The organism is Parapedobacter sp. 2B3, from assembly GCF_041925275.1.
GTDB lineage: Bacteria > Bacteroidota > Bacteroidia > Sphingobacteriales > Sphingobacteriaceae > Parapedobacter > Parapedobacter pyrenivorans_A.
The window spans coordinates 217,132-232,164 of record NZ_JBHEUZ010000006.1; the positions used below are offsets into that span (position 1 = coordinate 217,132).

9 protein-coding genes are annotated in these 15,033 nt (G+C 51.2%); 3 read left to right on the top strand and 6 right to left on the bottom strand.

Going from position 1 to position 15,033, the window contains the following annotated elements; all coding sequences use genetic code 11:
• Positions 1-10 precede the first annotated feature (10 nt).
• Complete coding sequence (locus tag ACEVG1_RS09275) at positions 11-3,127, bottom strand: SusC/RagA family TonB-linked outer membrane protein (protein ID WP_374743385.1); 3,117 nt, start codon at positions 3,125-3,127, stop codon at positions 11-13.
• Between the two features lie 86 nt (positions 3,128-3,213).
• On the bottom strand, positions 3,214-4,362 hold the full coding sequence (locus tag ACEVG1_RS09280) for a cellulase family glycosylhydrolase (RefSeq protein ID WP_374743386.1): 1,149 nt from the start codon (positions 4,360-4,362) through the stop codon (positions 3,214-3,216).
• A 222-nt stretch (positions 4,363-4,584) separates the two neighbouring features.
• Between ACEVG1_RS09280 and ACEVG1_RS09285 the strand changes: the two genes are divergently transcribed.
• The 3 genes from ACEVG1_RS09285 to ACEVG1_RS09295 are packed head-to-tail and all read left to right on the top strand — an operon-like array spanning position 4,585 to position 8,548.
• A complete protein-coding gene (locus tag ACEVG1_RS09285; protein WP_374743387.1) occupies positions 4,585-4,995 on the top strand; it encodes a two-component regulator propeller domain-containing protein in 411 nt (136 codons plus the stop codon).
• Positions 4,996-5,052: 57 nt separating this feature from the next.
• On the top strand, positions 5,053-7,779 hold the full coding sequence (locus tag ACEVG1_RS09290) for a two-component regulator propeller domain-containing protein (protein ID WP_374743388.1): 2,727 nt from the start codon (positions 5,053-5,055) through the stop codon (positions 7,777-7,779).
• On the top strand, positions 7,754-8,548 hold the full coding sequence (locus ACEVG1_RS09295) for a response regulator (RefSeq protein WP_374743389.1): 795 nt from the start codon (positions 7,754-7,756) through the stop codon (positions 8,546-8,548). Before ACEVG1_RS09290 ends, ACEVG1_RS09295 begins: the two co-directional genes overlap by 26 nt.
• Here ACEVG1_RS09295 and ACEVG1_RS09300 read toward each other — a convergent pair.
• Genes ACEVG1_RS09300 through ACEVG1_RS09315 form a run of 4 tightly spaced genes read right to left on the bottom strand, consistent with a single transcriptional unit; the run spans position 8,545 to position 14,991 of the window.
• Positions 8,545-10,812 carry a GH92 family glycosyl hydrolase gene (locus tag ACEVG1_RS09300; RefSeq protein ID WP_374743390.1) on the bottom strand — a complete coding sequence of 756 codons (2,268 nt, stop codon included), beginning with the start codon at positions 10,810-10,812 and terminating at the stop codon, positions 8,545-8,547. The genes ACEVG1_RS09295 and ACEVG1_RS09300 overlap by 4 nt on opposite strands.
• A 30-nt stretch (positions 10,813-10,842) precedes the next feature.
• Entirely contained in the window at positions 10,843-11,757 is a 915-nt protein-coding gene (locus ACEVG1_RS09305; RefSeq protein ID WP_374743391.1) for an endonuclease/exonuclease/phosphatase family protein, read from the bottom strand.
• Between the two features lie 29 nt (positions 11,758-11,786).
• Positions 11,787-13,187 (bottom strand): sugar porter family MFS transporter, encoded by a 1,401-nt coding sequence (locus tag ACEVG1_RS09310; RefSeq protein ID WP_374743392.1) that lies wholly within the window; start codon positions 13,185-13,187, stop codon positions 11,787-11,789.
• Positions 13,165-14,991: a class I mannose-6-phosphate isomerase gene (locus ACEVG1_RS09315; protein WP_374743393.1), complete on the bottom strand. Its 1,827-nt coding sequence runs from the start codon at positions 14,989-14,991 to the stop codon at positions 13,165-13,167. Before ACEVG1_RS09315 ends, ACEVG1_RS09310 begins: the two co-directional genes overlap by 23 nt.
• Between the last annotated feature and the right edge of the window lie 42 nt (positions 14,992-15,033).

Here is a 15,033-nt window from a genome sequence, read left to right on the forward strand (position 1 = left end):
CTGAAAAAAGTTAAAAATTAATCTGAAACCCTAGGTTGTAGGTAGCTTGGATCGGATAGTATCCGGTGCCGCTATCCGACTCCGGATCAACAATCTTCAGCGAATCCCATAAGGCCAGGTTCATGCCGTTCAAAAACAAACGCGTAGAACCGATGCCCCAACGTTTCATCAAATCAGGCATAAAGTCATAACCAATCTCCGCGTTCTTTAAGCGTAAGTAACTTCCATTGCGCTCCCAAAAAGTAGACTGGACGTAATTGTTCGGACTTGTACCGTTGATAATCCGTGGATAGGTAGCATCGGGATTGTCTGCTGTCCAGCGGTTATCGTAATATTCACGCATCACGTTATACGACCCCAGGTTGTCACTGAATGGCCACATCACATTGCCTTGTAGGAAAAAGCTCGTACGTGCTGCACCGGCAAAAAATAAACTCAAATCCACGCCTTTCCAGGCAATCGTTCCGCCGAAACCATACATGATTTCGGGTGTCCGCGCATACCCTATGGCCTGTCTATCGTAACTGTTGATTACGTTATCGCCATTTAAATCCTTGTACTTGATATCGCCCGGCCGGACCGTTTCGGTCAATTCCTGCTTAGGGCTATTGGCGATGTCTGCGTCGTCTTTAAATAATCCCAATGCTACATACCCGAAGGGCTGGTCTATTGGAAGGCCGGCTTCTGACAGGTAATCATAAGCCGGCGTGGGTTGATCGTTATATTCAATGCGGTTCCGTGCAAATGATAGCGTACCTCTCAACGAGTAAAATAACCCGTTCTGCAAGGAGTTTTTAAATTCCAATTGCCCTTCTACCCCTCTATTCAACACACGCCCCAGGTTACCGTAGGGAACGGACCCGCCACCATACCCGGCATACGATGGGATCTGTTCCCGTTGGATAAGAATCCCGTCGCGCAGTTCCCTGAACGCATCCACTTGCAATACCAACTTGTCATCCCACAGACCTAAATCGAAACCGAGGTTCGTTTTGAGTGATGTTTCCCAAGTCAGGTTTTCGTAGCCAGTCTGCGCTTCGGCAAATCCATTGAAGTAGGCCTCGCCACTTTCGCCATAACGGTAACCCGTTGTGCTCCTATTCACCGTACTGAGGTATAAGAACCTGGAACCGCCCACCGCATCATTACCTACCTTACCATACGAGCCTCTTATTTTCAAGCTATTGACAGCATCCAATCCCCAAAATGCTTCGTTAGACACAATCCAGCCGGCAGATATGGAAGGGAAAAAGCCGTACCGCTTACCTTTCGGGAAGTTTTCGCTTCCATTATAACCCGCGTTAAACTCAACAAGGTAACGCTCGGCGAAATTGTAGGTCAAACGCGCTGCGACACCTTGCCTCCGGTAAGGGATATTATTGATTGAACTCCCGGCAGTCAAATCGATGTATTCGCGCCTATTGCCCAAAAACATACCCGAAAGATGATGCGATCCAAAATCATTATCATAGTTTAAACCTACTTCATAGTAAAGTGCTTGATTGCCGGTCTCATTCCTTGTATACCCCAACGACTGTTCTTCCCGGTACACTTGGTACATGTCTTCTCCGCTTACGGGATCCACACCCAAGTATTGTTTAACGGGGTACACCTTGTTCCGGATCACATGGGTCGCTGCGTAGCGGTCGAAAGAGAACAATCCGCGAACAGACAACCCTTTGGTCACCTGTTCCGATAAATCCCACTTTGAACTGAATGTACCCTGCAACGTACTTCTATCCTGACGCTCGTATCCGGATTGGGTTACCAATGCCCACGGGTTGGAGCCAAGAAATGCCAAAACGCCACCGGGGGTACCATCCGGGTTTTGTACAGGGAACCAAGTAGGAGGCGTCTGCCGCAATGCGCTCCAGATGGTAGGGGCGCCCACACCGGGGTAATGACCTTTCTGGATAACCGCCCCGAGACCGAGCGACAACACGAGATTCTTGGAAAGATCAACGTCTACATTGGAGCGGAAATTATACCGGTTAACCTTCGGATTGCTGTTGTAATCATTCAGGTTACTTTCCTTATAGATGCCGCTTTGCTGGGTAAACCCTGTGTTTATAAAATAACGGGTAAATTCATTCCCCCCGGAAATACTCAGGTTATTGATGGATTGGGAGGTGTTTTTCCGGAAAATTTCATCCACCCAATTTACGCTGGGATAGAGATAGGGGTCGCTACCGGTACGGAATTTTTCCAACTCCTCGTTGGTATAGCGTGCCGATAACTCCACATTGGCCAATGCTTCGTTCACCAACGACGCATATTCATAACCGTTAATATAGTCGGGCAGCCTTTTACTTTGCAGCATGGCATTCTCTACCCGTAACGTAACCTTGGGCTTCCCTTGCACACCCCGCTTGGTATTGATCAAGATGACACCATTGGCACCCCGCACGCCGTATACCGCAGTGGCGGAGGCATCTTTCAATACGGAAAAACTCTCTATTTCCTGCGCATTCACCAGGTTCATGTCGCGCTCCACACCATCGACCAGGATCAGCGGAGTCCGGCCTACCCATGTACCGAATCCGCGGATGTAAACCGCGGCTGCATCGTATCCGGGTTCACCCGACGACTGGCGGGTGATGATGCCGGGCAACTTACCACCAATCGAATTCGAAAGAGAAGGCGTTGAAGCCTCTTGGATGGATTTCACGGATACCGTAGATACCGCACCGGTTACGGTCACTTTCTTCTGTGTCCCGAACCCTACCACCACCACTTCATCCAATCGGCTCTGTTCTTCGTCAAATTTGAGGGTGAATACCTGTTCGCGAGCGCTTCCTACCACTACCTGCAGGGGAAAATACCCTTGGTAGGAGATTTGTATGGTGGTCGAATTGGACGGCACTTCCAATAGAAACTTCCCATCCACACCAGCCACGGTGCCCTGGTCGGTATTCAAAATCTTTACGGACGCGCCCGGTAACGGAGCCCCTTGCTCATCCACTACTTGCCCATTCAGTACGTATTGCGCGTAAGCATCCGTATGCATGGCCATGCAGGCCAACGCAGTGAATAACAGCAGCGGTATTCTTCGATAACCAAACCGGCAGTTGGCCAATATCCTATGCCAACAGACCAGAAAAAAATAATCGTGATTAACCATTTTCATAATTATTAGCTTTTATATGTTGAATGTTAGTTTTTAATTGATAGCGCGGTCGCGGCACCCACCGGAAATCATGCAGGCCGCGAGCCTTATTCGCTCTTAAGCATCGATTTGATCAATTCGACTTCTTCCTGTTTGTACGGGCTACCGTCACCGCGGAAAATATCATGGAACCATAGCGTCGGCTCATCCGTGTAGGTTTTGGTCCAACTATCCCATGGATAGATGGTCTGCGTCTTCCCATCTACAAACCCCCAGTTAAACATGGCTACATCATACTTCTTGGCAATCGGCAGGAAGCCTTCAAACGTGCTACCATTGGGGCGTGCCATGTACTCGGTGCACCACAGCGGCTTATTGTAGCGCTGCAGCTGCTGTATGCGCTTTTCAAAATCTTCGGGCGCATCGTAGTTATGGAAACTGATGATATCCGACTGCTCGATCTGCAGTTTTTCGATAGGCTTCAACCCTGCGTGGGTAGACCAATCGCCCGCCCAGATGCCCGACGTGAGCGGCTGTGAGGGGTCTGCTGCCCGTGCCCACGCGAACGCCTGCTCCAACAGCGGCAACACGTAGTCTACCTTATCCTTGATCTCCACGGCCTCGTAAGAAGGGCCGGTCATGTTATCGGGTTCGTTCCATATGTCCCAACCCAGAATACGTTTGTCATTGGCAAAATGGGTTACGATGCCTTTCACATAGCGTTGCAAACGCGGATACTGCGTGCTGTCCTTGAGCACATGCTGCCCCGGGCTCTGCACCCACCCCGAGTTATGCACATGTGGTTGGGGGGCACGCTGTTTGCCGGCTGCCGGAAATGGATCCCAGCAGGAATCGAAGAACACGAGCAACGGCCGGATGCCGTGCTTATCGGCCAAACGCAGGAAATGGTCTATCCGGGTAATGAAACCCGTGGAATCTTCCTCGTATGGCAGGTCATGCAGGTAAACACGGGCCGTGTTCATACCGAGATCGGCAGCCCACCCCAGTTCTTCGTCGATGGTTTCCGGATCGAAGGTTTCTTCCTGCCACATCTCCAACTGGTTAATGGCCGTGGCCGGTGTGTAGTTTGGCCCTACAAGCCAACCTTGCTCAGCCTGCCAGGCATTGGCCTCCTCGGCCGTCCAGATGCCCCTCGGCAATTCAGTGTCAATGCTGGTGTTACCGCTCTGGCAACTGCACAGTAAGGTAAGGAACGTGGAGAAAATCAAAAATGTACTGGTAATCCGTTTACTCATTGGCGTATCATTTGGTTAATAAATCGGCACTGTGCCTTCTTCTCCACAAATCACGGCATTATCGCTACCGGCTGTTATACCAATTTGTTTCAATCTTTCTCTATTTTGTCTCATTGGAATTGCCTGCCTTGATACGCACAACCTTCGCCACGAGTTTTTATATTATCTTGCAGCATTAATTTACCATTATCTTTGGCTACCAATTATGGGTTGGGTTAACTGATGAGACCATTGCTGTTAAAATATATTGTATTGGCGTGGATATCCATGGGCTACGCCTATGGCCAACCCTTTTATTTCACACACTACCAGGTAGAGAACGGGCTGTCAAACAACGCTGTACTCTGTAGCGTCCAAGACCCGATGGGCTTCATGTGGTTTGGCACCAAAGATGGGCTCAACCGTTTTGATGGCTATTCTTTCAAGGTATTCCACAATGACCCGGATAACCCCAACGGGCTGGGGAGCAACTTTGTGCGGGCATTGTATGTAGACAAAACCGGATACATATGGGTGGGTACCGACCAGGGCATCTACCTATTCGATCCGAAATCGGAAACCTTTTCATTTTTCAACCCATCCATTACCACCGAAATACTTGATATACAAGGCGATAATCTAGGAAATATCTGATTCATCACCAACCTGACCTTATTCCGCTATTCGGCTGCGGCCGACAGCTTGGTATCCGTGACGGATCGCGCTACCGTCTCGGTGAGCGCATTCGGCCTCACCGAAACGGGCAACGTATGGGTGGGCACCGCCAACGGCGACTTGCTTTGTTACCGACCTGCAACCGGCTTCCAGCGGCCGTACCAACTCTTCAAACACTCCCCCAAAGTGGTATCGCAATGGATTGAGCGGGTATTTTGCACTACAAAAGGTTACGTGCTTGTAGGCACGTCTAAACAAGGTGTTAAAGTATTCGATACCGAAAAGGGCACGTATACTGACTTGCTGACGCAGGATGAAGATGGTACTGATATGTTCATTAGGGATATCATTGAACATCATCCCGACGAGTACTGGCTGGCTACCGAATCGGGTATTTTCATCTACCAACACCTTAACGGAACATACACGAACCTCAAAAAAGAAAGGGGCAACCCTTGGTCGTTGTCAGACAATGCGGTATATACGCTTTGCAAAGACAAGGAAAACAGCATTTGGGCCGGCACCTACTTCGGCGGTATCAACCACTACGCTCGTGCGAATACCTTCTTCGAAAAATTCTTCCCGTTGGGCAACGGAAACACCATCTCCGGGAATGCCGTCCGGGAACTATGTTCCGATCGATACGGGAACCTATGGATCGGCACAGAAGACGACGGACTCAACAAGATGGATATCAAGAGCGGCCAGGTGACCAGCTATCGGCCAACGGGCGAACCGGGGAGTCTTACCCATTCCAACATCCATGGTTTGCTGATTACCGGTGACACTCTGTGGGTAGGCACATTCGAGCATGGCCTCGATTTGCTCGATATCCGCTCGGGAAAGGTCATCGACCATTACAATGCGGAAAACAGGGACGGCTCCTTGCACCACAATTTTATCTTTAACATTTACCGCACGAAAAACGGGCGCATACTGCTAGCCACGGATGGCGGGTTATATACGTATAGCACATTGACCAAGCGCTTCCAACACCTGCCGGATTTCCCCGAACATCTTTTTTATACCACCTTGTTTGAAGATAGCCACGGCACGATATGGGCCGGAACCTGGCGTAATGGCTTATACTATTCAAAACCCCAATCGGGGGATAAAGGTTCTTTTTCGCACGATGCGCACGTCCCTAGCAGTCTCGGCAGCAACCGGGTAAACCGCATATTCGAAGATAGCAGTGGTACCCTTTGGGTAGCCACGGAGGGCGGCCTGTGCAAGTTCAATCCAAGCGATGGCAATTTCCTGCGGTATGGCACCACCCAAGGATTCCCCAGCAACCTCATCCTTGCGCTATTGGAAGACTACGAAGGGAAGCTATGGGTAACCACCTCGAAAGGGCTGGTACGATTTACTTCTACCACGGGCGATATCAAGGTCTTTACGAAAGCCAACGGCTTATTGGGCGACCAGTTCAACTACAATTCGGCGTACCGGGCACCGGATGGCGTCTTGTATTTCGGCAGCGTGAAAGGGCTGATCCGGTTCAACCCGGCGCAGTACCTAGAGAACACTTTTCAACCACCGGTATACATCACCGGGCTGCAGGTGTATGACCGCGAACTGGAAATCAACCGGAAGGGATCGCCGCTCACGCAGTCGATCACGTTCATGGACCACCTGGAACTCACCCATAACCAATCTTCTTTCAGCATCGATTTTGCGGCATTGAGTTATATCTCGCCAGACATGACCGAATACGCCTATAAGATGGAAGGCCTGGACAACGAGTGGACGCATATCCAGACCAACCGAAAAGCGTATTTCACCAAATTATCTCCCGGCGACTACCTATTCCGGGTAAACGTGGTCGGCAGCAATGGTGATCTCAAGGGCAAGGAAACGACACTCCGCATTACCATCTTACCGCCTTTCTGGGCGAGTGTTCCAGCCTTTTTACTTTATGCGCTACTGATTATTGCCGGGGTTTGGTATGCCATAAGGAGCTACCACCGTCGAATCAAAGAAAAAAACAAGCGTAAATTGGAGCAGTTGCGACACCGCAAAGAAGAGGAGCTTTATCGGGCCAAAATCGACTTCTTCACAAATGTAACACACGAGATACGGACACCGCTTACCCTCATCAAAGCGCCTTTGGAAAAAGTGATGAAAAGGGCCGAGGAACTGCCCACCGTACGCAAGCACCTGCAAACGATGGAACGCAACACCCAACGGCTGCTGGAATTGACCGACCGGCTGCTCGATTTCAGGAAAACAGAGGTGAACGGACATCGGTTGCACTTCACCGATATGGACGTGGCCAAATTGGTGAAGGAAAATTATACCGCCTTCAAACTCGTAGCTACACAGAAAGGCATCCGGCTCGCACTTACTTTGCCCGCAGCTTCGTGCATAGCAGCGGTAGATAAAGAAGCGTTTACCCAAATCATCGGCAACCTGTTGACCAACGCCTTGAAATATGCGGAGCGCACGATTGAAATTGCCCTGCAAGCCGATCCGCCAACCGGCACCGTCGTGATCTTGGTAAAAAATGACGGCTACCTCATCCCGCTATCGATGCGGGAAAAAATCTTCGAAACATTTGTGCGGCTTAAAATGACCGACAGCCAACATGGGGCAGGGCTAGGCCTGGCGTTGGCCCGCTCGCTGGCGCAACTGCATAGGGGCCATCTCCGGCTGGCAAACCCAGAAAACAGGATGAATGTATTTGTACTTACGCTGCCACTTAAAAAACCTAACCAAAGGCGACGAAATAAACGACAAAATGGAACCGAAATTGCCGACGATTGATAGACCGACCATCTTGGTAGTAGATGATCACGTGGAAATCCTCGATTTCATCGTGGATGACCTCAGCGAGCATTACGAAGTGCTGCAAGCCGAAAATGGAAAACAGGCCTTGGAGGTCCTTGCAGCCCACCCGGTACAATTGATGGTAAGTGATGTGATGATGCCCGAAATGGACGGTTATGAACTGTGCAGACGCATCAAATCCGACGTGGCCTATAGCCATACTCCCATTATCCTGCTGACGGCCAAGAATACGTTGAAATCTAAAATCGAAGGGCTGGAGCACGGTGCCGATGCTTACATCGAAAAACCTTTCTCGCCTGAACACCTCCAGGCACAAATTGGCAGCTTATTGGCCAATCGGAATAAAATCCGTGCATATTTTGCCCACTCACCGTTGGCACACATCAACACCATGGCGCATAGCAAGGCTGACGCACTTTTCCTGGAAGAACTGAGCACGCTGATCCATGAACACATGGATGAGGTTGGCTTCGATGTGGAACATCTCGCCGATATGATGAACATCAGCCGCCCCACGTTGTATCGTAAAATCAAGGGGATATCTGACTTGACACCCAACGATCTCATCAACGTAGCCCGCCTCAAGAAGGCAGCTGAGCTGCTTAGTGAAGGGCGGTACAAAATCTATGAGGTTTCCTATCGCGTTGGCTACAGTTCACAGACCCATTTCGGCCGGAATTTCCAGAAACAATTTGGTATGTCACCCAGCGAGTATATAGCGAAGCATAAGCGTGAAGAAAATTAGTTATCTGAAAACGAATAAGGAACATCTTCGTCGCCGGTTCCGCGTGACGTATTGGCATCGCTTCCCATGGTGAAAACAAGGTCAGCGCCTGCGGTCAGCGTTTCATGCGTTACATAATTTCTGGTATACGGACTACCATCTACCGCCAATAATTCGATGTAACGGTTTTGCGGCTGGTTATTTGCGGCTGAGATGGTAACCGTTTCTCCGTTCTCCAAATGCAATGTTGCCTTCCGGAAAAGCGGTGAGCCGACCACATATTGATCCGATCCGGGGCATACCGGGTAGAATCCCAATGCGGAAAACACGTACCATGCGGAGGTCTGGCCATTATCCTCATCGCCGCAGTAACCATCCGCAGCGGGCGAATAGAGTTTGTCCATTACTTCCCGCACCCAATATTGCGCTTTCCAGGGCTGTTTGGAGTAATTGTACAAATAGATCATGTGCTGGATGGGCTGGTTACCGTGCGCGTACTGCCCCATGTTCATGACCTGCATTTCCCGCATTTCATGAATCATCCGCCGACTTTTCATCCCTTCGTTGCTGGGCACGATGAACACCGAATCCATCATCGTATTGAACATATGATCCCCGCCCATCAGATCGATCAGCCCCTGCGGATCGTGGAACACGCAAAAGCTCCAGTGCCAGCTGTTGCCCTCGCAAAACGGCCAGCTCCAATCGGCAGGGTTGAAATCGGGATCGAACACGCCCCGATCATCGCGCCCCGTCATCAGCCGATGGCCGGGATGGTAGACGTTCTTGTAGTTCATCGCACGTTGGGCATAGATACCGATCTCGCTTTCCGGCTTTCCCAATGCTTTACCCAGCGTGTAGATGGTCCAGTCGTTGTAGGCGTATTCCAGTGTACGTGCCGTACTGTGCCTGATGTCTACATTGGCAGGCACGTAACCGATCTGGTTGTAGTATTCGTAACCCACACGGCCGGATGCCGTGCCTTTGAGGTGATTATTGGCTCCGTGTTTCAGGGCTCCCCAAAGCAGCTCAATGTCATAGCCACGCAGGCCTTTGATGTAGGCGTCTGCGACAACGGAAGCCGAATTGTTGCCGATCATGATATTCCGGTGCCCCGGGCTGGCCCACTCGGGAAGGAACCCACTTTGTTTGTAGGCATTGATCAGCCCTTCCTGCATCTTTACGCCCATGGATGGATACACGAGGTTCAACAGGGGAAACAAACTTCGGAACGTATCCCAAAATCCGGTATCGGTGAACATATAGCCGGCGTGGACGCTGCCGTCATAGGGGCTGTAATGGACAATCTGACCATCTTTATCGATTTCATAGAAAGCACGGGGAAAGAGTACCGAACGGTATAGGCACGAATAGAACGTGCGCAGGTTATCGACGTTTCCGTCTTCCACTTCGATGCGGCCAAGCACGTCATTCCACCGGGCCCTTCCCTTTTCGGCCACGCGGTCGAAGGAATCGTTCCCAAGTTCGTTCAGGTTCCGCTCAGCCTGTTCAAAGCTGATAAACGACGAAGCGACCCGGGCGTGGACCTGTTCACCACGCTTGGTCCGAAAGCCCACAATGGCACCGGCGTGGTTTTCATCCGCTTCCAGCTCGTCCTCGCGGATGACGCTATCGGCCACCGTTGCCCGGTAGGTAAACGGCTTATCAAAATGGATGACGAAAAAGTTTTTGAAATTTTCAGGCACGCCGCCGCTGTTGCGTGTGGTATACCCGATGATTTTATGCTCCGAAGGGATAACCTTGACGTATGACCCTTTGTCGAATGCATCGATAACAACATACGCATCGTCCGACTCGGGAAATGTAAACCGGAACATCGCCGCCCGCTCGGTTGGCGCGATCTCCGTGGTTACGTCATGATCGGCCAAATACACTTTGTAATAATACGGTTTGGAGATTTCGGCTTTGTGCGAAAACCAACTTGCGCGCTCGTCTTCGTCGAACGTGGCTTCTCCGGTGACGGGCATGATGGCGAACTGTCCGTAATCGTTCATCCAGGGACTGGGTTGATGTGTTTGCTTGAAACCCCGGATTTTGTCGGCGGTATACGTGTACAGCCATCCGTTGCCCATTTTGCCCGTCTGGGGCGACCAGAAATTCATGCCCCAGGGCATGGCGATGACGGGATAGGTATTGCCCGTGGAAAGCTCGTATTTAGACATCGTGCCCATGAGCGTATTGACATAATCCACAGGGTCTTGGGCCGATCCTGCCACGGGTGCAAACAACAAAAACAAGCCAGCTAATTTTCTCAGGTATACCATAAGTTGAACGTTATTTTTCGTGCTGAATGATTAAAAATTTACGGTTACGACCACGGGGTTATGGTCGGAAGGAAGCCTTGCCCGATGCTTGATCAGCGAAACCTCATCGGGGAAATTGGCCGATTGGATGGAATCGGCGGGGGTATCGCTGGTTGAAAAGTAAAAATCGGTGAGCAACCCGTATCGGTCTACGCGAAGGCTTGGACTTAGAAAAACATGGTCTATCCGGCTATTGGTTTTGAGATTGATATCGAAGTTGTTGAATGTTCCCGTGGGCGCATACCGGAATGCCGCGGCTTCGTACGCATCGACCAATAGGCCCGAATCGTGAATCACGGCATAGTTAGCATGTGTCTGATCGACATTGAAATCGCCGGTGAGCACAACAGGTTCCGACTGAACCATTGCCTGTATTTTCTCCAGCACCAACGTGGCACTCTTCTCGCGGGCTACTACACCCCGGTGATCCATGTGCAGGTTGAAGAACCAGAAAAGGGTACCTTCTTCTTTCTCCCTGAAATGCCCCCACGTGCATATCCGCGGAAGTGCGGCATCCCATCCTTTGTTGGAATATGTGGGGTCTTCGGATAACCAGAAATGCCCGGAGTCCAGCAGGTCAAACTTATCTTTCTTCCAGAAAATCGGCGCATATTCGCCCTCGGTCTTGCCGTCGTCGCGACCGACGCCCACGTAGGTATAGTCGGACAAACCATCCAGCAGGTCCCTGAGCTGGCCGTGCAGTACCTCTTGGGCACCCCAGATATCAAAGTCATGATACTGCACAAGGTTGCAGATAGCGGGTAAGCGCTGTTCCCAACCATTGCCCTCCTTCGCGTCATTGCTGTTTTGATAGCGTACATTGTATGAAGCAATCGTCAACTGTTGGCTATGGCCGGTTAAGGCAAAGCAAACGGCCAGTATAAAAGGTGTAAGAAGTCGTATCATCCTGTCAAAGTTAAGCTAAATCGATTAAACTAGCCACTATTTTTCGCGAACCATTCATCCTGGATATCTTCCAGCGATTTGCCCTTGGTCTCGGGCAATAGCCGGTAAACCACCACAAAGGCGAGTATACACCAAAACGCAAAAAACCAAAAGGTGAAGCCCGCGCCGATGCTTTCAAGTAATACGGGTGTCAATTGCCCGATGACGGTGTCGGCGACCCACATGACCATGATGCTGAGCGCGATTGCCCTGCCGCGGATATGGGCGGGAAAAATCTCGGCTGCGACCACAAACTTAAGGGGGCCGATTGAAAAAGCAAAGCTCGCCAAGAATATGACGACCGAGAATAGCAATAGCAGGCCCTGTGTGTTTTCTGTATACATGCACGCACCGACTGCCATTAGGCTCAATGCCGCCGCCGCGGTACCGATCAAGTAGAGCGGCCGCCTACCCAGCTGATCAACCTTCCAAACCGCGATCAATGTAAAGGCGAGGTTGGCTGCACCAAAGATAATCTGGCTTTGCAGGGAGTTTGATAAGCTCACGCCCGCGTCGTTCAATATACTTGGACCATAATAAATAATCGCGTTGATGCCGCAGAACTGTGAAAAGAACGGCAGCAGTAACCCCAAGAGGAGCGGCTTCCGCAACCGCGGTGAAAACAAATCGCGGTAAGACCCTCGGCGCTGCCCTTGCTGCCGCTGCCTGCTTTGTGCGTCTGCGGTGGCTTCTGCTTCCCCCACGAACCGGGTGAGCAGTGCTGTCCCTGCGGCTACCCGTCCCTTTTGCAGCAACCATCGTGGGCTTTCCGGAATGCCCAATAACCCCAGCAGGAACACCAGTGCAGGCAAAGCCCCCACAATAAACATCGCGCGCCACACCTCTTCTTGAAACCATACACCGATCCAGCCCGATAGCGCTACCGCGCCGGACAGGGTCTGCACTAAAAAAGCGTTGCTTAGGTACGCCACCAGGATGCCCAATGTAACAGCCAATTGGTAATACGTCACCAACCGCCCTCTAATGTTGGCCGGTGCGATTTCGGAAATGTACAGCGGCACCATGCTGGATGCGATGCCCACGCCAACACCCCCTAGGATACGGGCCACGATAATCGTTTGAAACGTGGGCAGCAATCCGCACCCCAAGGCGGATGCCAAAAATAAAATGGCGGCCAACACCAGTACCGGGCGGCGGCCGTACCGGTCGCCGAGTTCGCCCGACACTGCTACGCCCGCTATGCACCCCACCAGCGCCGAGGAAACAAACCAGCCTTGCTGGAACGCCGAAAGCGAAAACTGCTTCGTAACCAACGGCAGTATCCCCGATACCACGGCCATGTCAAATCCAAACAGGAAGCCCCCAAGTGCCGCAACGGCACAGGCCCACCAGAGGATTTTGGGTAATCTACGGTGTTGTTTCATCGTCATCTTTTACAAACGCTTTCACTACCTTGGCTGTCACACCACTGGTGTTGATCAGCGTATATTGGGATACGGCCGCCGGGATAACGAATGTTTCCGCATACTGGAACACCGTTTTCCGGTTGCCTATCCGTACCTTGATTGCCGTACCTTCCACCAGCATCATCACATGGCAGGCCCGGTCGGTTTGCACAGTCACCTCATTTTCAAACTCGATTCGGTGCACGTCGTAAAAGTGATCCTCGTGCGTAGGCAGGTGGACGGTCTTCCAATCGGCCCCCTGCTCCAAAACATACGGTTTGGAAATGAGTTCCCGGGGTACCCGTTGTCCTTTCCGGTCAAACCGCAGGTTATTGAAGGCATGCTCGATATTGATCGGCCGGGGGTCGCCATTCAGGTCCTTGCTCAACCAATCATACATCTTGAACGTAAAAATATAGGGTGTCGCGCTGATCTCAAGCACCAAATTGTTCCGCCCCGAACTGTGTACTGTGCCGTTTGGGATGAGGTACAGGTCGTGTTTTTTGGCCGGGAATGACTGTACATAATCGGTAATCGCCACTTCGGTATCGTTGGCCAAACTGTGTTCTAATTCCCGCTTGAAGACAGCGGGATCAATATCATCCTGAAAGCCCAGGTAAACCTTCGCATCCGGTGCGCAATCCAGCATATAGTAGGTCTCATCCTGTGTGAGCACCTCACCGAAATGCTCCTGGATATAGGACAGTGAGGGATGGCATTGGATAGACAGGTTGCCGCCATCGAATGTGTCGAGGAAATCGAACCGGATGGGGAACGCACTGCCGAATCGTGCGTGGTGTTTACCCAAAACCTGTGCTCCGGCAAGTACCATCAAACAATCGAAGGATACTTCCAATCTGACGCCATCCTGCTCGAAAACCAGGCCGTTTTCAGGGGCAATGAGTTCGAAAGACCAGGCATAGTTTGGCTCTTCCCCGCTAATTTGCGGGATGTGCTCCATCAGCCATTTCCCGCCCCACGACCCGGGTGTAAACCATGGGCGCGGCCGGAATACCGATTGGCCAAGCCCTTTTAAACCGTTGCGCATATCCGGTGCGAAGGCCCAGGTTATCCAGTCAATCCCTTGCCCATCGGCCAACACATCTGCCCGATGAAGCATGGATGCCTTATGCTGGTTACAAACCACCCAATCCACAAAGTAGAACCGTTTGTACATCGCTGCCGGTTTTTCGGGGGCCGATTTTCCCAAGTTGGTAATCGAACCGGCATTCATACGGTGCTGTAATTCATTCTTGGGCAGGTCGACGTATATCATGCCCCCCCCCCATCCGCTCAAAGCAGCCCCTGTTCCGATGAGGATGTTGACGGGAAAATCGGGGTTGGGCTTAAGCGCGGCCAGGGCATCCATTTGGTAGAAATCGGCTAACTGAAGCGAGGTCTTTGTGCCCCATACGGAATCCTCCGTACCCAAAAAGGGCTGCACCAGCTTCTCGACAGTGGCCTCCGGTTTCAGGAAATCATCCATCATGCACCAGTTCACCTCGGCTCCCTGCTCTTTAAACGTCAGGGTTAGCTCATCGATGATGCGATTCCAAAAAACCCCCACATAGCCGTCTATGACCACCGTTTTTTGCTGGATGATCCATTGGGCCAATGGCTCATAACCATTGTAAATTGTCCCATCTTCCAACGGATGGGAGGGATAGATGGCGTAGCCGCTCTTATCCATTGCCCGTGCCGTGGCAGGCATGATTTCCTGTTTCGTGTTTCTCCATGTCGCGGAAGCATTCAACGCCATTGTTTCCGTTTCACCGTTTTCCTTTTCCATTCACAAAAAAATTAAATTACGCAATAATACATATAGCAATGC

Coding starts and splice junctions, on each gene's coding strand:
- ACEVG1_RS09275 (WP_374743385.1), bottom strand. CDS start 3,127: ATGAAAATGGTTAATCACGATTATTTTTTTCTGGTCTGTTGGCATAGG.
- ACEVG1_RS09280 (WP_374743386.1), bottom strand. CDS start 4,362: ATGAGTAAACGGATTACCAGTACATTTTTGATTTTCTCCACGTTCCTT.
- ACEVG1_RS09285 (WP_374743387.1), top strand. CDS start 4,585: ATGAGACCATTGCTGTTAAAATATATTGTATTGGCGTGGATATCCATG.
- ACEVG1_RS09295 (WP_374743389.1), top strand. CDS start 7,754: ATGGAACCGAAATTGCCGACGATTGATAGACCGACCATCTTGGTAGTA.
- ACEVG1_RS09300 (WP_374743390.1), bottom strand. CDS start 10,812: ATGGTATACCTGAGAAAATTAGCTGGCTTGTTTTTGTTGTTTGCACCC.
- ACEVG1_RS09305 (WP_374743391.1), bottom strand. CDS start 11,757: ATGATACGACTTCTTACACCTTTTATACTGGCCGTTTGCTTTGCCTTA.
- ACEVG1_RS09310 (WP_374743392.1), bottom strand. CDS start 13,187: ATGACGATGAAACAACACCGTAGATTACCCAAAATCCTCTGGTGGGCC.
- ACEVG1_RS09315 (WP_374743393.1), bottom strand. CDS start 14,991: ATGGAAAAGGAAAACGGTGAAACGGAAACAATGGCGTTGAATGCTTCC.